Source organism: Pseudomonas sp. H3_A02 (assembly GCF_054671965.1).
In genome coordinates this window covers 629,561-651,811 of sequence record NZ_CP162807.1, presented here as the reverse complement: position 1 = coordinate 651,811, position 22,251 = coordinate 629,561, and the positions used below count along the sequence as shown (strand labels likewise).

Genomic DNA, 22,251 nt, shown 5'->3' with positions numbered 1-22,251 from the left:
CTGGATCGCGAGCAAGCTTTGCTCCCACCAAGCTCGCACACAGGGATTTCTATGACCAGGCACCCCTTGCAGGCGCCTGGTTGCAGCGGTTTAGCCGATGGTCATCAGGCTGGCGTTACCACCCGCCGCGGCGGTGTTGACGCTCAAGGCGCGCTCGATCACCAGGCGCTCCAGTGCAATGTTGGTCTCGCCCTGGGACAAACCGTGGACCCCGACGATGGCGCCGGCACGCTTGGCCACTTGCTGGCAAACGCTACGCAGTTGATCCGAGTCACCGTGGTGCAGGACTGCGTCGTACACCACTTCGTCCTTGGCCCAGTCGGAAACCCGCTGGATACGTGCCTGAATGTCCTTCGGCAAGCGTGCGAACAACGCTTTGCTGGTGTCGGTTTCCGGCCACACGGCCGAGCCGCCCACGGCCAGTACGGCCGCCAGTTGCGTCAGCAGGTCGCCTTCCACGTCGGCCAGGCACAGCACGTGCTCGCGCGGCAGGATGGCGTAACTGTTGCGTTCGCCGGTCGGACCGGTCAACAGGCGGGTAATACCGCTTTGCGACTGGGCGGCGAACTGCACGCACAGGGCACTCAGTTCGGCGAGCTTCTGGCTGTCGGCCCAGGCTTGCAGCGCGGCCAGCGGTTTACCCATGGCCTCGCGCAAACGCAGGTCCGGCGCCGCCAGGGCATCGCCACGGACGAAGGATTGCTGGATCGCATCGGTAGGGCGTGTCGACAGCAGGCGGTACAGGTACAGCGGACCACCGGCCTTGGGACCGGTGCCCGACAGGCCTTCGCCACCAAACGGTTGTACACCGACCACTGCACCGACGATGTTGCGGTTCACGTAGACGTTGCCGGCATGCACGTTGTCGATGACCTTGGCGATGGTCTCGTCGATGCGCGTGTGCACGCCCAGGGTCAGGCCGTAGCCGGAAGCGTTGATCTGGTTGATCAACTGATCCAGTTCCTTGCGCTTGTAGCGCACCACGTGCAGCACCGGGCCAAAGATCTCGCGCTGCAGTTCATCGAAGCTTTCCAGCTCGATCAAGGTCGGCATCACGAAGGTGCCGCGCTTGCACTCGTCACTGTCGGCGATTGCCATCTGGTAGACGGTGCGACCTTTGTCGCGCATGGCCTGGATGTGTTTTTCGATGCCGGCCTTGGCTTCGGCGTCGATCACCGGGCCGATGTCCACCGACAGGCGCTCAGGATTGCCGAGGCGCGATTCGGCCATGGCACCCTTGAGCATTTCGATGACGCGGTCGGCGGAGTCTTCCTGCAGGCACAGGACCCGCAGGGCCGAGCAGCGCTGGCCGGCACTGTCGAAGGCCGAGGACACTACGTCGATGACCACTTGTTCGGTCAGGGCCGAGGAGTCGACGATCATGGCGTTCTGGCCGCCGGTTTCGGCGATCAGCGGGATCGGACGACCCTGGTTGTCCAGGCGTCCGGCGATGTTGCGTTGCAGCAGGCGGGCGACTTCGGTGGAGCCGGTGAACATCACGCCTTTGACCCGCTCGTCACCCACCAGGCGGGCGCCGACGGTTTCGCCGCGACCCGGCAGCAGTTGCAGGACGCCTTCCGGAATGCCTGCCTCAAGCATCAAACGCACGGCCTGGGCAGCCACCAGTGGCGTCTGCTCGGCGGGCTTGGCCAGAACCGGGTTGCCGGCGGCCAATGCAGCGGCGACCTGGCCGCTGAAAATCGCCAGCGGGAAGTTCCACGGGCTGATGCAGACCACCGGGCCCAGAGGGCGGTGGGCGTCGTTGGTGAAATCGTTGCGCGCCTGCACCGCGTAGTAACGCAGGAAATCCACGGCTTCACGGACTTCGGCAATGGCGTTGGCGAAGGTCTTGCCGGCTTCGCGGGCCAGCAGGCCCATCAGCGGCTGGATCTCGCCTTCCATCAGGTCAGCGGCACGTTCCAGGATCGCGGCGCGCTCGGCCGGTGGCGTGGCCTGCCAGATCGGTGCGGCGTTGAGGGCGCACTGGATGGCGTTGTCGACGTCGGCGACCATGGCTTCCTGCACATGGCCGACCACATCGCGGTGATCAGACGGGTTCAGCACCGCTGCCGGGGTTTCTTCGCTGGCAGCGCAACCGAGCATCGGCACGGCTTTCCAATCGTTATGGGCAGTGGCCAGCAGGGCGCAGGACAGCGACGCCAGGCGATGCTCGTTGGCCAGGTCGATGCCGCTGGAGTTGGCGCGGTCGCTGCCGTACAGGTCACGCGGCAGTGGGATGCGCGGGTGCGGCAGGCCGAAACCGCCTTCCAGGGTTGCCATCTGCTCGATGCTGGCTACTGGATCGGCCACCAGCTCCTGGATGGAAATCGACTGGTCGGCGATGCGGTTGACGAACGAGGTGTTCGCGCCGTTTTCCAGCAAACGGCGTACGAGGTAGGCCAGCAGGGTTTCGTGGGTGCCGACCGGGGCGTACACACGGCACGGACGGTTCAACTTGCCTTCGGAGACCTTGCCTACAACCTGTTCGTACAGCGGCTCACCCATGCCGTGCAGGCACTGGAATTCGTACTGGCCCGGGTAATAATTCTGACCGGCGATGTGGTAAATGGCCGACAAGGTATGGGCGTTGTGCGTGGCGAACTGTGGGTAGATGACTTCCGGCACCGACAACAGTTTGCGCGCGCAAGCGATGTAGGACACGTCGGTGTACACCTTGCGGGTATAGACCGGATAGCCTTCCAGGCCTTCGACCTGGGCGCGCTTGATCTCGCTGTCCCAGTACGCGCCTTTTACCAGGCGAATCATCAGGCGGTGGCGGCTGCGGCGAGCCAGGTCGATCACGTAGTCGATCACGTACGGGCAACGCTTCTGGTACGCCTGGATCACGAAGCCGATGCCGTTCCAGCCGGTCAACTGCGGCTCGAAGCACAGGCGCTCCAACAGGTCCAGGGACAGCTCGAGGCGGTCGGCTTCTTCGGCGTCGATGTTCAGGCCGATGTCGTATTGCTTGGCCAGCAAGGTCAGCGACAGCAGGCGCGGGTACAGCTCGTCCATGACGCGCTCGTACTGGGCGCGGCTGTAGCGCGGGTGCAGGGCCGAGAGCTTGATGGAAATGCCCGGGCCTTCATAAATCCCACGGCCGTGGGACGCTTTGCCGATCGAGTGAATGGCTTGTTCGTACGAGGCCAGGTACTTCTGGGCATCATGTTCGGTGAGTGCGGCTTCACCCAGCATGTCGTAGGAATAACGGAAACCCTTGGTTTCGAACTTGCTGGCGTTGGCCAGGGCCTCGGCGATGGTTTCGCCGGTGACGAACTGTTCGCCCATCAGGCGCATGGCCATGTCGACGCCCTTGCGGATCATCGGCTCGCCGCTCTTGCCGATGATGCGGCTCAGGGAGGAGGTCAGGCCTGCTTCGTTATGGGTTGCGACCAGCTTGCCCGTCAGCAACAGGCCCCAGGTGGCTGCGTTGACGAACAGCGACGGGCTGTTGCCCAGGTGCGGTTGCCAGTTGCCGGTGCTGATCTTGTCGCGGATCAGCGCATCGCGGGTACCTTTGTCCGGGATGCGCAGCAGCGCCTCCGCCAGGCACATCAATGCCACGCCTTCCTGGGACGACAGGGAAAATTCCTGCAGCAAGCCCTGAACGATACCGGCACGGCCGCCGGCACTTTTCTGGTTACGCAGTTTTTCCGCAATCGAAGCCGCCAACTTGTTGGTGGCTTCGGCCATTTCGGCCGGCAGGCGGGCCTGCTCGATCAGCATCGGCACCACTTCCGGCTCAGGGCGACGGTAAGCGGCGGTGATGGAGGCGCGCAGGACCGATTGCGGCAGGATGCTCTCGGCGAATTCGAGGAAGCATTGGTGAGCGTGGTCGACCTGTACATCGCCAGCATCATCGCTGTCAGTACGAGGGGAACCGTTCAGCTCGGTCAGGGTTGCACCACCCTCGAGTTTTTCCAGGTAATTGAAAATTGCCTGCTTGATCAGCCAGTGCGGCGTGCGATCAATCGAGGTTGCGGCCGCCTTGAGGCGTTCGCGGGTCGGGTCATCGAGTTTGACCCCAAGGGTGGTGGTAGCCATATTTTTATCCTCATGTTTACCACGTATGGCGTGGCATCAGCTGGCGGCAAGATTAGCTGTGCGATGATTGAGGTGCAACCGGGTGCAACCCTTTTTTTCGTGAAATGACCGGCAGCTCATCTGGAAGCCTGCTCGGCTCCGTCCTTCCTGCACCGGCATAGTGCTTTGGCTTCTAACGGTGCGCTTTGGACTGCACTAAAAGGGAGCAAAAAACGCCGAATATGCGACAAAACCGATCAGGTGCAACTTATTCGAACGAAACTGGTTGCACCTTATTTGATTTGTTGAATAGCATTCACGGCCAAGGTGCAACCGGTTCCAAGCCGAGGGGCATCGGCTGATGGCTTTCCTGGGGAAACATCAGTCATAAATTCGCGGGACTGCAAATCGTCGCTACAACGTCTGCGTTGTCGGCGCTTTCAACTGCCACCGCACCATAAAAACAAAGCCAGGGCGTAACTCATGAGTGTTAGTAATCCCACCTTGATCACTTTTGTGATCTACATCGCAGCCATGGTCCTGATCGGCCTGATGGCTTACCGCTCCACCAATAACCTTTCCGATTACATCCTGGGCGGTCGCAGCCTGGGCAGCGTGGTCACGGCATTGTCCGCCGGTGCTTCCGACATGAGCGGCTGGTTGTTGATGGGTTTGCCGGGTGCCATCTATATGTCTGGCCTGTCGGAAAGCTGGATCGCCATCGGTCTGGTCATCGGTGCCTATCTCAACTGGCTGTTCGTGGCCGGCCGCCTGCGGGTGCAGACCGAGCACAACGGTGACGCCCTGACGCTGCCGGATTACTTCTCCAGCCGTTTCGAAGACAAGAGCGGGCTGTTGCGGATCATCTCCGCGGTGGTGATCCTGGTGTTCTTCACCATCTACTGCGCTTCCGGCATCGTGGCCGGCGCCCGTCTGTTCGAAAGTACCTTCGGCATGTCCTACGAGACCGCGCTGTGGGCCGGTGCCGCAGCGACCATCGCCTACACCTTCATCGGCGGTTTCCTGGCCGTGAGCTGGACCGACACCGTACAAGCCACCCTGATGATCTTCGCGCTGATCCTGACGCCGATCATCGTGCTGCTGGCCACCGGTGGTGTGGACACCACGTTCCTGGCCATTGAAGCGAAAGATCCTACGTCCTTCGACATGCTGAAAAACACCACCTTCATCGGCATCATCTCGCTGATGGGCTGGGGCCTGGGCTATTTCGGCCAACCGCACATCCTGGCGCGCTTCATGGCGGCGGACTCGGTCAAGTCGATCGCCAAAGCCCGTCGCATCTCCATGGCCTGGATGATCCTCTGCCTGGGCGGTACCGTGGCTGTGGGCTTCTTCGGCATCGCTTACTTCTCGGCGCACCCTGACGTGGCCGGCCCCGTGACCGAGAACCCTGAGCGGGTGTTCATCGAGCTGGCGAAGATCCTGTTCAACCCATGGGTGGCTGGCGTGTTGCTGTCGGCCATCTTGGCGGCGGTCATGAGTACCCTGAGCTGCCAGTTGCTGGTGTGCTCCAGTGCCCTGACCGAAGACTTCTACAAGACCTTCCTGCGCAAGAGCGCTTCCCAACTGGAGCTGGTCTGGGTCGGCCGCGCCATGGTGCTGCTGGTGGCCTTGGTGGCCATCGCCCTGGCCGCTAACCCGGAAAACCGCGTACTGGGTCTGGTGAGCTACGCCTGGGCCGGTTTCGGTGCCGCCTTCGGCCCGGTTGTCCTGATCTCCGTGATCTGGAAGAACATGACCCGCAATGGCGCGCTCGCCGGCATTCTGGTGGGTGCAATCACCGTGATCGTCTGGAAGCACTTCGCGTTGCTGGGCCTGTACGAAATCATCCCGGGCTTCATCTTCGCCAGCCTGGCCATCTACTTCGTCAGCAAGATGGGCTCGCCTACCGCAGGTATGCTGCAGCGCTTCGACGCGGCGGAAAAAGATTTTCGTCTGAACCAGTAAGGCCTTCAGCGCGGCCTTGACGGCGCGCTTGAAGAACATAAAAAACGGCCCGTCTCCAATGGAAACGGGCCGTTTTTTATGCGCCGAATTTATCGACCGCGCCTGTTACCTGTGGGAGCGAGCCTGCTCGCGATGAGGTGTCACATTCAGCATCCAGGCAAGCTGATACGCGAGCAGGCTCGCTCCCACACTGGATCTTCAAAGGACGCGCATCACTTCACCTCGGTGTCAGGCTGATTGAGAAAGATCAATACGCCCAAAATCGCCATGTAGAACCTGAACGCAGCGTCCTGGCCATTCCAGATCTCTGATTGCCACATCAGGAACCATTCGCCGCCGACCACCATGAAACCAAAGAACCAGACGAAGAAGCCCACCGTCAAACCGACGATGGTCCAGCGCTTGGCGCGGGCGAACACCTGGGCTTCGGCCTCGCGCACCTGCCATAGTTTCAGCGCGCCGTAGCCCAGCAGCCCTGCGGTCAGCGCTTCGCCGAGGATGATCAACCAATACGCGCCGTGCCACATCCAGGGTTGAGCGATGGCGCGATACCGAGCGGCATTGTCGGGAAAGGTGGTGTCCATGCTCAGTACGTGCTGGACGAAATTGAAGTTGGAGCGGTAGTCCGTGATGTTGTTGAACACGGTCAGGAGGGCGAATGCGGCGAGCGCCAGGGTCATTGCGATTTTTGCGTAGCGTGTCGTCATGTCATGCGTCCTTTGCTTTTTTGCGACCCGGGCACGTTATCACGCTCACCAACGCCGTGAGATCGAGCGCGTTGCAAGAAACGGCTGATTGATGTGTAGGACGGTGCGGATGGCCGCAATGTCTCGAATGTCTATCGGAAAATGCATCACGCTTTGCGGCTTTTAGCTTCTTGGTTGTAGGGCAAATCTGTTTTTCCTGACCTCCAATACACTTCCCTTATTGCTCATGCAGAATCGCCCGCCTCCATTCAGCAGAGGCACATCGGATGTTCCCGCCTGCCAACCTACCGCGTTTCACCCTGACGCTCGACAGCGGGCCGAATGATCTCAAGGTGCTTGAGTTCAAGGGCAAGGAAACCATCAGCCAGCCCTATCGCTTTGACGTGGAACTGGTCAGCGAGCGCTGCGACTTGGAACTGGAAGCACTCCTGCATCGCGAGGCATTTCTGCGGTATGGCCGGGAAGGTGGCATACACGGGCAGGTCTATAGCGTTGCCCAAGGCGATTCGGGCAAACGCCTGACCCGTTACCAGATCTGCCTGGTGCCGCGCTTGACTTATTTGCGCCACCGCATCAACCAGCGGATTTTCCAGCACTTGAGCGTGCCCGATATCGTCGCCCGGGTGTTGAAGGAGCACGGGATCCTGGCGGGGGACTGCCAGTTCACCCTCGGTGGGCACTATCCCGAGCGTGAATACTGTGTGCAGTACGGCGAAAGCGACCTGACGTTCATCGAGCGGATCTGCGCCGAAGTCGGTATCCACTACCACTTTCGGCATCGCCCTGACGGCCATCTGCTGGTGTTCGGCGACGACCAGACCGGGTTTCCTCGCCTGCCCGAATCGACGCTGTATCTGCCGGACAGCGGCATGGCTGCCGATGCGCCGGCCATCAAGCGCTTGGCGGTGCGACTCCAGACCCGCACCACGGCCGTGACGTTGCGCGACTACGACTTCCGCAAGCCCGGCTTGTTATTGCAAACCCATCTCGACAATCGGCAGCTCCCTGTGCTCGAGGACTATCGGTACCCGGGTGGGTTCTGCGACCGTGACGATGGTAAGCACCTGACCCGGCGTGCTCTTGAGCGTCACGGTGCCGATCATCGCGTAGCGCAGGGCAGCAGCGACGCAAGTGCTTTCGTCAGCGGACATTTCATGCGCATCGAGGCCCATCCCCGGGAGCCGTGGAACGATCTCTGGCTCCTGACGCATATCGATCACCATGGCCGTCAACCCCAAGTGCTGGAAGAAACAGCCTCCGCCAGCCCGGATGAATTCCAGGGCTACAGAAACACCTTTCTCGCCACGCCTTGGGACGTGTGCTTTCGGCCGCCCCTGCATCACGAAAAGCCTCGTGCCCACGGTTATCAGTCAGCGGTGGTGACCGGGCCGGTGGACAGCGAGATCCATTGCGATGAGTTTGGACGGGTCAAGGTGCAATTGGCCTGGGATCGCGACGGCACGCGCGACGAGCATTCCAGTTGCTGGCTGCGAGTGGCCGCAGGGTGGGCCCACGATCACTACGGTGCAGTGATGATTCCCCGGGTCGGCATGGAAGTGCTGGTGGGGTTCATTGATGGCGACGTGGACAAGCCCCTGGTGGTGGGTTGCCTGCCCAACGGCGCCAACCCGGTGCCGTTGGACCTGCCGGCGGACAAGACCCGCAGTATCTGGCGCAGCCAGAGCAGCCCTGGTGGGGAAGGCTATAACGAACTGCGCATCGAGGACCGCCAGGGGGCGGAGGAGATTTACCTGCGGGCCCAGCGAAACTGGACCCAGCATGTGCTGCACGACCAGCGGGTACAGGTCGATCACGAGCGCAGTATTGTCGTCACCGGCACGGCGCGGCACGAACTCAAGGCCGATGAGCAGCGCGTTACCCATGGTCGGCGCCAGGCTGAAGTCCGGCAGGACGATCATTTGCTGGTCAGCGGCGAGCGGCATGTTCGCGTGAGCAGCCAGATGTTGAACGCCAGCCAGCAGTTTCATGTCAGTGCCGGCCAGCAAGTGGTCCTGGAGGCTGGCGCCAGTGTGACCCTGCAGGCCGGTGGCCATTGGATCAACATTGGTGCCGACGGGATTTTCAGCAGCGCGCCGATCGAGGTCGGTGGGGCGCCGATGGCGGTGATGGGGGCGTCAGCGGGTTCGTCGGGCAGTGTCGGGAAATCGGTCCCAGTGGCGGCGCCTCGGCTTTCCCTGGCGCAGATCCTCAGCTTCCAAGGCTCGGCGCCGTTCTGCGAGGAGTGTGAGCGTTGCAGGAACGGCGTCTGCGTACCCTCGGCCTTTCACAAACCTGTCGACGTCCAGGAGCGCCCATGAACAGCGGTCAAACACCCCATACTTGGCTTGAGAACCATCCGTTGCAGGCGTCCGAGCAATTGTTCGCCATTTTCTGCAACGCCAGCAGCGCCGGGGCGTTGTCTGCCTGGCGGCGTTCGATGGCCGCGACACCCACGCCGATCTGGGGCGATACGCCGTACGCCGAGTGGGAATCGGTCATGCCCTATGTAGGGATTGTTCGGACAGACAGTGAGTTTCTTGATTGGATAGCGGCCACCGATTCGCTCGATTGGGGGTGGTTGGCGGTGTCGTGTGCCAGCCAGGAAACCCTTGCCGAGCATTTACGTGGGTTGACGCAGGTGCTGTTGCCGGGTGGCAAGGCGGTTTTCCTGCGTTTTTGGGATGGGCGCTTCATGGGGTCGATCCTGCAATCGACGGCGGTGGATGTCGGGGAACTCCTACCGGTCATCAGTCGTTGCCTGATCAACGGTCACTCCCTTGAGATCAAAGGAAGCGCCCAGCGGCCGGCTCAAATTTTTCCTTGGTGGGAAGTGCCCGTGGCGCTGCTGGACACTATGGCCGAGGCGCCGACGGACTGTCTGGTGGATAACGTGCTCACATGGTTGGGCGAAGAGCATCCGGATCTGTTCGAGCGGGTCGAACCCCGCATCCTGCGGCGCAAGATTGCTCACTTTCTTGAGCGATCAAAGCCGGCTGCCGCGCCGAAGGCGTCACTGCAGACGTACTTGATGCGGGAGTTGGGCTGATCGTGGCCTGTCCGCTGGGCTGCGAACCCCTGACGTTCGACGCGCTTCAAGGTAAACTCGTCGCCCTTCGCAGGAGCCGCCATGAATTATCGCCACGCCTTCCACGCCGGCAATCACGCCGACGTGTTCAAACACCTGACCCTGACCCGACTCATCGCGTTGATGTCGCGCAAGGAACAGCCCTTCACCTACCTCGATACCCATGCGGGCATCGGGCTGTACGACTTGCAGGGTGACCAGGCCAACCGTACCGGTGAGTACCTGGAAGGCATTGCGCGGTTGTGGGGCGAGGGCGACCTGCCGCCGTTGACTGCCGACTACATGAAAGTGCTGCACGAGATGAACCCGGACGGGCAACTGCGCTACTACCCGGGCTCGCCGGAACTGGCGCGGCGCCTGACTCGACCGCAGGACCGTGTGCTGCTCAACGAGAAACACCCGGAAGACGGCGTGTTGCTCAAGGACAACATGAAAGGCGACCGTCGCGTGGCGGTGCACTTGGGTGAGGGCTGGCATGTGCCGCGGGCGTTGCTGCCGGTGGCGCAAAAGCGTGCGCTGATGCTGATCGATCCACCCTTCGAGCAGCTTGACGAGATGCAGCGCTGCGCCGCCTCGCTCAAGGAGGCCATTGGCCGGATGCGTCAGACGGTGGCGGCCATCTGGTACCCGGTGAAGGACCAGCGGATGTTGCGCCGCTTCTACCAGGACCTGGCCGGCACCGGCGCGCCGAAGCTGTTGCGGGTGGAGCTGCTGGTGCACCCACTGGCGACGCCCAACAGCCTGAACGGCTCCGGCCTGGCGATTGCCAATCCGCCGTGGGGGCTGGAAGAAGAGTTGCGCGAGCTGCTGCCGTGGCTGTCGAAAAAGCTGGGGCAGACCCAGGGCGGGTGGCAGATGGATTGGTTGATCGCTGAAAGTTGATCGTTGAGCCGATGCAGTCAGGTCGTCAGGAAGGACGCCTTCGCGAGCAAGCTGCTCCCACATAAGTTGCGGGGGTGTTCACAGAACTGTAACTGCCACAAATCCTTGTGGGAGCCGAGCTTGCTCGCGATGACGGTGGTTCAGCTGCATCGATGTTGAATGTGCCGTCGCATCGCGAGCAAGCTCGCTCCCACATGGGTTGTGGGGTGTTCACAGAACTGCAAGTGACACAAATTCCTGTGGGGGCCGAGCTTGCTCGCGATGACGGTGGTTCAGCTGCATCGATGTTGAATGTGCCGTTGCATCGCGAGCAAGCTCGCTCCCACATGGGTTGTGGGGTGTTCACAGAACTGCAAGTGACAAAATTTCCTGTGGGAGCTGAGCTTGCTCGCGATGACGGTGGTTCAGCTGCATCGATGTTGAATGTGCCGCCGCATCGCGGGCAAGCCTTGCTCCCACAGGCTCAGCTCCCACACTGGATCTGGAGCCAGAAAGTCAGATCGGGCACGTCACGCCGGTCCCGCCGATCCCGCAATAGCCTTCCGGGTTCTTCGCCAGGTACTGCTGGTGATAGGCCTCGGCGAAGTAGAAGGTCGGCGCCTCTTCGATTTCGGTCGTGATGGTGCCTTTGCCGGCCTTGGTCAACTCGGCCTGGAAGACTTGCTCGCTGTGTCTGGCCGCCGCCAGTTGGGTCGGGTTGGTGGCGTAGATCACCGAACGGTACTGGGTGCCGATGTCGTTCCCCTGGCGCATGCCCTGGGTCGGGTTGTGCAGTTCCCAGAACATCTTCAACAGCTGTTCGTAGCTGACTTTCGCTGGCTCGTAGACCACCAGCACCACTTCGCTGTGGCCGGTAAGGCCCGAGCAGACTTCTTCATACGTTGGGTTTGGCGTGAACCCCCCGGCGTAACCCACCGCTGTACTGACCACGCCTTCGCGCTGCCAGAACTTGCGCTCCGCGCCCCAGAAGCAGCCGAGGCCGAAGATCGCGAAGTCCACGTCCATGGCAAACGGGCCCAGCAGGGGCGCGTCGTGGACGAAGTGTTTGTCCGGCACGGTCATGGGGGTTTCACGGCCAGGCAGGGCTTGTTCTTGAGTAGGTAGCACGTTTTTATTCACCAGGATTTCCGAGCGCAAGACCATGATCAGTCCTCTCAGTCAGATTGAATTGAGCGACATAGACCGTCAGTGTGCCTCAGAAAAGCCGCCGCAAGCTATACGCTGCTGTCAGACCAGAGGCCCGCGCGGGTAGCGCTTGAGCTTGTCGATCAGCTCCGCGCCGGGGATTGGCCGGTCGAACAGGTAGCCCTGGCCGACGTCGCAACGGTGACGCCGCAGGAACGTCAGTTGCTGGGCGGTTTCGATGCCTTCGGCCACGACCTTGAGTTTCAGGTTGTGAGCCATGGCGATCACCGCCGAGGTGATTTCCATGTCGTCCTGGTTGTCCGGGATCTCATGGATGAAGCTGCGATCGATCTTGATGATGTCGATCGGGAATTTCTTCAGGTAGCTCAGGGATGAATACCCGGTGCCGAAGTCGTCCATGGCCAGGGTCAGCCCCAGGCGCTTGAGCTGGTCGAGCTGCAAGTGGGTGTCTTCGGTGGCTTCCAGCAGCAGGCCTTCGGTCAGCTCCAGTTCCAGCAGCCGGGCCGGCAGTTGTTCCTCCTTGAGGATGCTGGCGATGGAGGCGACCAGGTCCGGGTCGGAGAACTGCTTGGGCGACAGGTTGATCGCCACTTGCAGGTTGCCCAGGCCGGCGGCGGTCAATTGCTTGCTCATGCGGCAAGCCTGGCGGGCGATCCATTTGCCGATGGGGATGATCAGGCCGGTTTCTTCGGCCACGCTGATGAACTGGTCCGGGCGGATCATGCCCTTTTCCGGATGGTTCCAGCGCAGCAACGCCTCCATGCCCAGCAGGCGGCCGCTGCGCAGGCACAACTTGGGCTGGTAGAACACGTCCAGTTCGTTCTGGGTCAGGGCGCGGCGCAGGTTGTTTTCGACAAACAGTTTGTAGCTGGCCTCGGCGTTCAGCGCCTCGGTGAACACCTGGACCTGATGCTTGCCGTTGGCCTTGGCCTTGTGCAGGGCGAGGCCGGCGTTGCGCATCAGGGTCTGCGGATCACGGCCGTGCAGCGGCGCGCAGGCCAGGCCCACGGAACCGGTCACGCTGATCAGCTGGTTGTCGACGAACATCGGTTTGTCGAGGGTCATCAGCAATTGGCTGGCGATTTGCTGCCCGGCTTCCAGGCTCGTGTCGTCCAACAGCACGGCGAACTCGTTACTGGCGAATCGCGCCAGGCTGCCGCTGGGGCTCAGGCTGTTGCGCAGGCGCCGGGCCAGGCTGATCAGCAGCTTGTCACCGGTCTGGTGGCCGAGGCTGTCGTTGATACGCTTGAAGTTGTCGATGTCCACCAGTAGCAGGCTGATGGGCGAATCACTGTCCCGGGCGAAGCGTTCATCGAGGTTGCGAATGAACGCCGGGCGGTTGCCCAGGTTAGTCAGATTGTCGGTGTAGGCCAGGCGCTCGATGCGCTGCTGGGCCAGCTTGGTCTGGGTGATGTCTTCGTAGATGCCGATGTAGTGGGTCAGCTCGCGGTTGTCGCCATACACCTTGGAAATCGACAGCTGGCCCCAGTAGGGTTCCAGGTTCTTGCGCCGGCTCTTGAACTCGCCCTGCCAGCTATTGCTTTGAGCCAGCGCCGAGGGCGCGTCGAACAGCAGCTCGCTGAGGTTTTCCAGGGCCGGCAGTTCCGAGAGGCGTTGGCCGTGGACTTCCTCGGTGGTGTATTGGGTGATCGCGGTGAAGCTCGGGTTGACGTACTCCACCACACCGTCGCAATTGACCAGCAGGAACGCGTTGGCGCTCTGCTCCACGGCGCGCTGGAACAGGTGCAGGGCGCTGGTGGCGGTGCGGCGGTTGTGGTTGTTGATGACCTGGGCGAACTGGTCCGCCAGCTCGCCGGCAAAGGCGATCTCATCCGATTGCCAGGCGCGGGTGACGCCCACTTGTTCCAGGCACAGCACGCCTACTACCTGGCCGTCGATACGCACGCTGGCGTCGAGAATGGCGTTGACGTCGCGGGCGCGCAGGCTCTCGGCCAGTTCCCGGGTACGCGGGTCGCGCATCGCATTGTGGGCGTCGATGGCGCGGCAGGTCTGCAGCGCCTCCATGTAGTCGGGAAACTCGTTGACGTCGATGACCGTCGGCAGGAAGTACTCCTGGGACGCGCGGTTGTACGCGGAAATCGGCACCAGTTGGCCATCGTCCAGATTCCAGATACTGGCGCAGTCGATCTGGTAGATGTCACAGGCGCTGCGGGTGATGAGTTCGGCCGCTTCGAGCAGGGAGTTGTTGGCGCTGTAGCGTTGACGGGTCAGCAGCAGGATCAGGTCCTGTTGGGCACGTACCCGGTCCAGGTGCTGGAGCTGCTCTTGCTGGGCGCGCTGGTTCAGTTCCAGGGCGATCTGCAGGCGCGAGTTCTGGGTTTCTAGGTCCAGGGCCGGCATGGAGGGTTCGCTTTGCAGCAAATTGTCCACCACCAGCAGGTAGCCGCGCAGCAGGTGACGATTGTGCTGCTTGTAGGCTTCGCCCGTTTCCAGCACATTCATCGGGCCCTTGGCGGTGTGGAGCGTGTAACGAATCTGGTAATGCGCGGCCTGGGCCAATTGTTGCTGGATGGCGTCGTGCAATTGATAGCGCGCTTCGGGTTCCATCAGGCTGGCGTAGGGCGAACTGACCAGCGAGCACAGCTCTACCGCCGGCAGGCCGAAGTGTCGCTCGCAGTTGGGGTCGAGAAACAACAGCGCCCAGCTAGCTTCATTCAGCCGTTCGAAACGCAGCATACCGAGCCGCGCGGGCACCGGTAACTGCGTCACTACCTCGGCCGCCATACGGCTGGCGGCATCGGGTTGGCTTTTCATGGGGAAACTCGCTTCGAAAATGCTGATCGCGCCGGGCTGACGCCCTCGTTATTACGGATTGGCGCAAGGTTGCATCATTGCGGCACTGGCTGACAAGAGAGATGAAGGCCAAGTGCTATAAACCTTTTATCGGCCGACAACGGGATTTCTCCAGTCGCCGGCCGATCAGAGGGCATGGAAGTTCATCGCAGCGGGATATCGACCGTCTGCAAGGGCCCGCCGTCACGGTCGTGGAAGGTGACTTGAAGGCTCTGCGCCGTGACCTGCAGGCGGGCGAAGTTGTCCCGGCTCACCACTTCGCTGGTCAGTTCATAGCGGTACTCACCGCTGTCCGTGCGGGCCATGGACCTGTGGAAAATAAAATCCGCGGCTTTTGCAAAAGGCAGCAGTTTGCTGTTGTAGAACGGCGATGAAACGACGGTGTTGACCTCGAAATCAGGATCCTGGCTGTGACGCAGGCGGCTGGTCATGGAACCGTGGACGTCACCCGAGATGAACACCACGTTTTTGATCCGATGGCGGCGGATGGTCTCCAACAGGCGCAGACGTTGTTCCGGGAAGGCCTGCCAGGCATCGCCGTCGTTGCGCTGGCTGTCAGGGAAAAACATCACGCTGGTGACGACGAGCTTGACCCGTGCGGGGCTGCTGACGAGCCACTCGAGCAGGGACCGTTCCTGTTCCGCGTCGAGGATGCGCCGATCGTCCGCCGACAGGTTGCGTTGCGTCCGGCTGTCGGTGACGAACCAGTGGATATCGCCATGGGCAAAGGTGTACCAGTAGCGGGCCAACGACTTGTTCAATGTTCCGTCGCTCGACAGTTCATGGGCGGGCCCATGGCTGGCCTGGTAAAGCCCATAAGCGCTCATGGCATTGGCATACAGGACATCATCGTGGTCGGTTTTCCTGGCGGGCCAGTTGTCTTCGATTTCGTGGTCGTCGAGGATCATGTAGGTCGGCGTGCCAGACATCAGTTTTCTGATGTGCGGCTGGGTAAATACCGATCGGTATCTGAAAAGGATGTGTTTATAGGTTCGGTCCGGGCCGATGATATTCAAGTCATCGAGATAAACCTGGTCTCCGGTCATCAACACCGCGCTGATCGGCGGGTCGGCCTGTTCGACGACGCGATTGATGCCGGCAAAGGTGCGATCCCCAAGGCTGGGGAGTAACGGGGTGCTGGCGGCGATCCGCAAGTAGCGACATGAACCCACGATATAAGCCCGTGGTGCATCGGTTTTATCGGCCGGCGTGCGCAAACAGTAGGTGTTGCGGGGCCATTGCAGCGGCAGTTCCTGGATGGTTTCCACGGTATGGGTCGGGCTCAAGGGGCTGAGCCAGCCGGCCTGGTATTCGTAGGCGGTGTCGGGTTGAAGGCCTTTCAATACGATGACATCGGACATGTCGCGGTATGCCTTCAATTGGACGAAGTGCCCTTTTGACCAACGGGTGTCCCCTCGGCGCCGGTGGCGAATGCCGGCAAATACCCGGTTGTTGCCGTGATCGCCGCGCAGGAATATCCGGGCGTGATCGGTGGTCGTGTGCCCGACAATGGGGCCGACGGTAGGTTTGAACATATTCGAATCCATTCGAAGTTTTAGTCGGTGGGTGCAGGCATCAAGTGGCCTGACGGTTTGATGCTAAAGCCCGGCGCGCCATAAATATCGATAGGGTAGGGGGCGCAGGCTGTGGGTAATGACTAACAGGGGACGTAGTCATTTGAAGCTTGCGGGGTAGGAAAATGCCGGGTTGCCCTGACATATCGCTTTCGCGAGTGGGCTCGCTTCCACAGGTGATGCTGTTCACTAAGTCGTTATTGACGACTCTGATTATGTGTTCCGAAAGGCGTGGGTTGGTGTGTATATCCGTTTCTGCGGTAACGGCTGCTTATGGTTCCGCCCTTACGGCGGGTCACTTTTGGAAGAGCGCCAAAAGTAACCAAAAGCGCTTTGCCCCACCACTCGGCACCTCGCTAAGGCTCGGTGTGCCCTCACTCCGGCATTGCTCCGTGGGCCCGCCGCGAAGGGCCATCCATGGCCCAGCGCGGCTATCCCGGCATCCATGCCGGGATGCCCACTGCGCAATGCCTGCGTTCGGCCAGCGTGGTTTAACGGGGCGTCCAGATCAAGATCAAGAGCCAAAGCAAGAGCAAGAGCGGGGCACATGCCGGCCCTATGTGGTTGAGCCACCGCTATCGCGAGCAAGCTCGCTCCCACAGTGGGCCTGTGGTGAACACAAGACTCATGAACACCCAAGATCCCCTGTGGGAGCGAGCTTGCTCGCGATGCCGTCGGCACACCCAACATCACCGCAAACTGACCCACCGCCTTCGCGAGCAAGCCCGCTCCCACAGGAGGAACGCGGTCCCAACCAAGAGCCAGGTCGGCTATCAGGCCGCCTCGCCGTGGACGTTGATCTCGGGCGCCCCGTTAACCACGCTGGCTGAACGAAGGTATTGCGCAGTGGGCAACCCGGCATGGATGCCGGGTTAGCCGCGCTGGGCCATGGATGGCCCTTCGCGGCGGCCCACGGAGCAATGCCTTCGTTCAGGCATGCCGAGCCTAGGCGAGGCACCGAGTGGTGGGGCAAAAGCGTTTTGGTTACTTTTGACTGGGCCGGCTTCCGGGCTCTTCAAAAGTGACCCGCTGTAAGAGCGGAACCGCCAGCAGCCGTTACCGCAGCAATGGATATACACACCACCTGCCCGGAAAAAGGCGAGTAGATTTTTCCAAAAAACGACGCTTTCCATTTCTGAAAAAACGCCACTTTTCCTAAGTGAACAGCACCCACAGGGCTTCATCAGTTTCAGGTACTGTGCCGCACCGCAAATCCATTGTGGGAGCGAGCCTGCTCTCGATGAGGCCGGCACATCCAATACCCATATACCCGGCCTGAATTCCAGGCAAAAAAAAGCCCCGCCAAACGGACGGGGTTGAGGTACGAGCGTGGCGCTCGGAAAACGATGCGCCGAATGGCCCTCCCCCAAGGGAGGGCCGCCCGGTGTTACAGCAGGATGGTGCGGATGTCGCCCAGCAAGTCGCTCAAGCGCTTGGTGAAGCGTGCCGCGGCGGCGCCGTTGATCACACGGTGATCGTAGGACAGCGACAGAGGCAGCATCAGCTTCGGCTGGAAGGCTTTACCGTCCCAGACCGGCTGGATGGTGGCCTTGGAAACACCCAGGATCGCCACTTCCGGCGCGTTGACGATCGGCGTGAAGCCGGTGCCGCCAATGTGGCCGAGACTGGAGATGGTGAAGCAGGCGCCTTGCATGTCGTCGGCGGTGAGCTTCTTGTTCCGGGCTTTTTCGGCCAGGGCAGCGGCTTCGGCAGCCAGTTGCAGCAGGCTCTTCTGATCGACGTTGCGGATGACCGGTACCAGCAGGCCTTCCGGGGTGTCGACGGCAAAGCCGATGTGCACGTATTTCTTGCGGATCACAGCCTTGCCGCTTGGGGCCAGGGAGGCGTTGAAGTCCGGCAGTTCCTTGAGCAGGTGCGCACAGGCCTTGAGCAGCAGGGGCAGCACGGTCAGCTTCACGCCGGCCTTTTCCGCCACGGCTTTCTGCGCGACGCGGAAAGCTTCCAGCTCGGTGATGTCAGCCTGGTCGAACTGAGTCACGTGGGGAATGTTCAGCCAGCTGCGGTGCAGGCTCGACGCGCCGATCTGCATCAGGCGAGTCATGGCCACTTCTTCGGTTTCGCCGAAGCGGCTGAAGTCCACCGCCGGGATCGGCGGGATGCCCGCGCCGCCGGTGGCGCCTTCGGCCGGTGCGTTCTTGGCCTTCTGCATCATGGCCTTGACGTAGGCTTGCACGTCTTCCTTGAGCACACGACCGTGTGGGCCGCTTGGGCCGACGGCCGACAGCTCGACACCGAATTCACGGGCCAACTGACGCACCGCAGGGCCGGCGTGCACCTTGGCACCGCTTGGCGCCGGCGCGGCGGCGACAGGGGCAGGCGCTGCTTCGGCTTTGGCCGCGGGAGCGGCGGCTGGCGCTGGAGCTGCTTCAGCCTTGGCGGCAGGAGCAGCGGCCTGGGCTGGCGCGGCAGGTGCCGAAGCACCAGCTACTTTCAGCTTCAGGATCAGGTCACCGGTGCCAACTTCGTCTTCCAACTTGATCTCGACGCTTTCCACCACACCGGCGGCCGGCGATGGGATTTCCATGCTGGCCTTGTCGGATTCCAGGGTGATCAGCGACTGGTCGGCTTCGACGGTGTCGCCGACCTTGACCAGCACTTCGATGATCTTGGCCTTGCCCGACGAACCGATGTCCGGAACATGAATGTCCTGGACCGTGGCCGCGGCAGGCGCAGCGGCGGGCGCGGGAGCCGCTTCGGCAGCCGGTGCGGCGGCAGGCTTTTCAGCGGCGGCCGGGGCAGCGGCAGGGGCGGGCGCTTCAGGCGCCGCAGCGGCGCCCTCGACTTCCAGCTCCAGCAGTTCGTCGCCTTCTTTCAGGCGGTCGCCCAGCTTCACTTTCAGGCTCTTGATGACACCGGCCTTCGGCGCAGGCACTTCCATGCTGGCCTTGTCCGATTCAAGCGTCAGGATGCTCTGGTCGGCTTCGATACGGTCGCCGACCTTCACAAACAGTTCAATTACTTCACCTTCACCGCTGCCGATGTCAGGTACGCGAATGAGTTCGCTCACGAAAATTCTCCTCAGCAGTCCAGTGGGTTGCGTTTTTCTGGATCGATGCCGAACTTGACGATGGCCTCGGCCACCACTTTAGGTTCGATATCGCCACGGTCAGCCAGGGCTTCCAGGGCTGCCAACACAACGAACTTACGGTCGACTTCGAAGAAGTGACGCAGCTTCTTGCGGCTGTCGCTACGGCCGAAACCGTCGGTGCCCAGCACTTTGAATTCCTTGGATGGAACCCACTGGCGGATCTGCTCGGCGAACAGCTTCATGTAGTCGGTAGAGGCGATGACCGGACCTTTGCGGCCGTTCAGGCATTCTTCGACGTAGCTCAGCTTTGGCTTCTGGCCAGGGTGCAGGCGGTTGCTGCGCTCTACGGCCAGGCCGTCGCGACGCAGTTCGTTGAAGCTGGTGACGCTCCAGACGTCGGCGCCGACGTTGAATTCTTCACGCAGGATCTTCGCAGCCTCGCGCACTTCGCGCAGGATGGTGCCCGAGCCCATCAACTGGACGTGGTGCGCCGCTTCGCGGGTGTCTTCCTCGAGCAGGTACATGCCCTTGACGATGCCAGCCTCGACACCGGCCGGCATGGCTGGCTGCTGGTAGGACTCGTTCATCACGGTGATGTAGTAGAAAACGTCCTGTTGCTCTTCGGTCATCTTCTTCATGCCGTCCTGGATGATCACCGCCAGCTCGTAGCCGTAGGTCGGATCATAGGTGCGGCAGTTCGGGATGGTCCCGGCCAGCATGTGGCTGTGGCCGTCTTCGTGCTGCAGGCCTTCACCGTTCAGCGTGGTGCGGCCGGCGGTGCCGCCGATCAGGAAGCCACGGGTACGGCTGTCGCCAGCGGCCCAGGCCAGGTCGCCAATACGCTGGAAGCCGAACATCGAGTAGAAGATGTAGAACGGCAGCATCGGCTGGTTGTGGCTGGAGTACGAAGTACCGGCGGCAATGAAGGAGCTCATGGCGCCCGCTTCGTTGATGCCTTCTTCGAGGATCTGGCCCTTCTTGTCTTCGCGGTAGAACATCACCTGGTCTTTATCGACTGGCTCGTAGAGCTGGCCGACGGACGAGTAGATGCCCAACTGACGGAACATGCCTTCCATACCGAAGGTACGAGCTTCGTCCGGGATGATCGGGACGATGCGCTGGCCGATTTCCTTGTCCTTGACCAGTTGCGCAAGGATCCGCACGAAGGCCATGGTGGTGGAGATTTCACGGTCGCCCGAACCGTCCAGGATCGCCTTGAGGGTCTCCAGTGGCGGGGTCGGGATGCTGAAGCTCTTGGCGCGACGCTGGGGCACGAAACCACCCAGTGCGGCACGGCGCTCGGCCAGGTAACGGGCTTCGGCGCTGCCTTCTTCGGGCTTGAAGAACGGCAGGTTTTCCAGCTCGCTGTCCTTGACCGGAATGTCGAAGCGGTCGCGGAACAACTTCAGGCTGTCGACATCGACTTTCTTGGTGTTGTGCGCGGTGTTCTTCGCTTCGCCGGCACCGGTGCCATAACCCTTGATGGTCTTGGCCAGGATGACGGTCGGCTGCTCTTTGTGGTTGACCGCCTGGTGGTACGCCGCGTAGACCTTGTACGGGTCGTGGCCGCCACGGTTGAGCTTCCAGATCTCGTCGTCGGACAGGTCGGCGACCATGGCCTTGAGTTCAGGCGAGTTGAAGAAGTGCTCGCGGACGAACGCGCCGTCCTTGGCCTTGTAGTTCTGGTACTCGCCGTCGATGACTTCGTCCATGCGGCGTTGCAGGATGCCGTCGACGTCCTTGGCCAGCAGTGGGTCCCAGAAACGGCCCCAGATGACTTTGTTGACGTTCCACTGGGCACCACGGAACACGCCTTCGAGTTCCTGGATGATCTTGGCGTTGCCGCGAACCGGGCCGTCGAGGCGCTGCAGGTTGCAGTTGATGACGAAGATCAGGTTGTCCAGCTTCTCGCGGCCGGCCAGGGAGATCGCGCCCAGGGATTCCGGCTCGTCGCACTCGCCGTCGCCCATGAAGCACCAGACTTTCTGCTTGCCTGGCTGGATGAAGCCACGGGCTTCCAGGTACTTCATGAAGCGCGCCTGGTAGATCGCCTGGATCGGGCCCAGGCCCATGGAAACGGTCGGGAACTGCCAGAAATCAGGCATCAGCCAAGGGTGCGGGTACGAGGACAGGCCGTTGCCGTCCACTTCCTGGCGGAAGTTGTTCATCTGGTCTTCGGTGATGCGGCCTTCCATGAACGCACGGGCGTAGACGCCTGGCGATGCGTGACCCTGGAAGTAGATCAGGTCGCCGCCGTGTTCGTCGGTCGGGGCCTGGAAGAAATAGTTGAAGCCGATGTCATACAGCGTCGCGCTGGAGGCGAAGCTGGAGATGTGACCGCCCAGGTCAGAATCTTTCAGGTTGGTACGCATGACCATGGCCAACGCGTTCCAGCGTACCAGCGAGCGAATGCGGCGTTCCATGAACAGGTCGCCAGGCATGCGTGCTTCGTGGGTAACGGGGATCGTGTTGCGGTACGGCGTGGTGATGGCGTAGGGCAGTTGCGAGCCGCTGCGGGTCGCGAGTTCGCCCATACGGGTCATCAGATAATGAGCACGGTCTTCGCCTTCTTTGTCGAGAACCGATTCCAGGGCGTCCAGCCATTCCTGGGTTTCGACGGGATCGAGGTCTTGCATGGCTTGCTCCAGGGCGGAAAGGCTACCAGAATCGGTTGCCTGAGTTTGCGACTGGCCTTGTGGGCAGACGATATAAATTCTTGGATTGCCGAAGGTTGTTTCGGCGGCGTGTAGTTTTACTACAAATCGTCGGCCGTTTCAGCCTTTCGAATGTATAGACGAGTAGTAAAACTACACCTGAGCGGCTCGTGGCCCCTCATTTCGTTGTGAGAATAATCGTTACTGTTGGTCTTTAGCCAACTAGAACAGGTAAAAACTTGATGCCGGCTGCCAATAAAATCAGATTTTCAGCTATTTATCATCTTTGTTCGACAGTCGATCAGGTAGTGTCTTCTGAAAAAACACTACATCCAGCCTTTCCCGCGCC

The 22,251-nt window shown here is 61.3% G+C and carries 11 protein-coding genes; 4 read left to right on the top strand and 7 right to left on the bottom strand.

Features of this window, described 5'->3' with window-relative positions; translation table 11 throughout:
- Positions 1–90: 90 nt before the first annotated feature.
- Positions 91–4,044: a trifunctional transcriptional regulator/proline dehydrogenase/L-glutamate gamma-semialdehyde dehydrogenase gene (putA, locus tag AB4N80_RS02695; protein WP_460080575.1), complete on the bottom strand. Its 3,954-nt coding sequence runs from the start codon at positions 4,042–4,044 to the stop codon at positions 91–93.
- A 462-nt stretch (positions 4,045–4,506) separates the two neighbouring features.
- On the opposite strand from putA, the gene putP reads away from it, so the two are divergent.
- Positions 4,507–5,991, top strand: coding sequence for a sodium/proline symporter PutP (putP, locus tag AB4N80_RS02690; RefSeq protein WP_122565359.1), 1,485 nt, complete (start codon positions 4,507–4,509; stop codon positions 5,989–5,991).
- 212 nt (positions 5,992–6,203) lie between these two features.
- Here the strand turns inward: putP and AB4N80_RS02685 are convergent, their stop codons facing one another.
- Positions 6,204–6,698: a DUF2165 domain-containing protein gene (locus AB4N80_RS02685; protein WP_122565360.1), complete on the bottom strand. Its 495-nt coding sequence runs from the start codon at positions 6,696–6,698 to the stop codon at positions 6,204–6,206.
- Between the two features lie 266 nt (positions 6,699–6,964).
- Between AB4N80_RS02685 and AB4N80_RS02680 the strand changes: the two genes are divergently transcribed.
- The 3 genes from AB4N80_RS02680 (at position 6,965) to AB4N80_RS02670 (ending at position 10,665) form a co-directional block, all read left to right on the top strand.
- Positions 6,965–9,016: a type VI secretion system Vgr family protein gene (locus AB4N80_RS02680; protein ID WP_460080572.1), complete on the top strand. Its 2,052-nt coding sequence runs from the start codon at positions 6,965–6,967 to the stop codon at positions 9,014–9,016.
- Positions 9,013–9,744 (top strand): DUF4123 domain-containing protein, encoded by a 732-nt coding sequence (locus AB4N80_RS02675; protein WP_163006690.1) that lies wholly within the window; start codon positions 9,013–9,015, stop codon positions 9,742–9,744. The genes AB4N80_RS02680 and AB4N80_RS02675 overlap by 4 nt, the downstream gene beginning before the upstream one ends.
- Before the next feature lie 81 nt (positions 9,745–9,825).
- Positions 9,826–10,665 (top strand): 23S rRNA (adenine(2030)-N(6))-methyltransferase RlmJ, encoded by an 840-nt coding sequence (locus tag AB4N80_RS02670; RefSeq protein ID WP_122565362.1) that lies wholly within the window; start codon positions 9,826–9,828, stop codon positions 10,663–10,665.
- Between the two features lie 495 nt (positions 10,666–11,160).
- On the opposite strand, the gene msrA is transcribed toward AB4N80_RS02670, so the two are convergent.
- From msrA to aceE, 5 genes are all read right to left on the bottom strand, one after another.
- Positions 11,161–11,808 (bottom strand): peptide-methionine (S)-S-oxide reductase MsrA, encoded by a 648-nt coding sequence (gene msrA / locus AB4N80_RS02665; RefSeq protein ID WP_122565363.1) that lies wholly within the window; start codon positions 11,806–11,808, stop codon positions 11,161–11,163.
- A gap of 84 nt (positions 11,809–11,892) precedes the next feature.
- A complete protein-coding gene (locus AB4N80_RS02660) occupies positions 11,893–14,586 on the bottom strand; it encodes a putative bifunctional diguanylate cyclase/phosphodiesterase (RefSeq protein WP_122565364.1) in 2,694 nt (897 codons plus the stop codon).
- 182 nt (positions 14,587–14,768) lie between these two features.
- Entirely contained in the window at positions 14,769–16,160 is a 1,392-nt protein-coding gene (locus AB4N80_RS02655) for an alkaline phosphatase D family protein (protein ID WP_122565365.1), read from the bottom strand.
- A gap of 1,426 nt (positions 16,161–17,586) precedes the next feature.
- Positions 17,587–19,227: a dihydrolipoyllysine-residue acetyltransferase gene (aceF, locus tag AB4N80_RS02650; RefSeq protein ID WP_460080568.1), complete on the bottom strand. Its 1,641-nt coding sequence runs from the start codon at positions 19,225–19,227 to the stop codon at positions 17,587–17,589.
- 11 nt (positions 19,228–19,238) lie between these two features.
- Positions 19,239–21,884: a pyruvate dehydrogenase (acetyl-transferring), homodimeric type gene (gene aceE / locus AB4N80_RS02645; RefSeq protein WP_122565000.1), complete on the bottom strand. Its 2,646-nt coding sequence runs from the start codon at positions 21,882–21,884 to the stop codon at positions 19,239–19,241.
- Between the last annotated feature and the right edge of the window lie 367 nt (positions 21,885–22,251).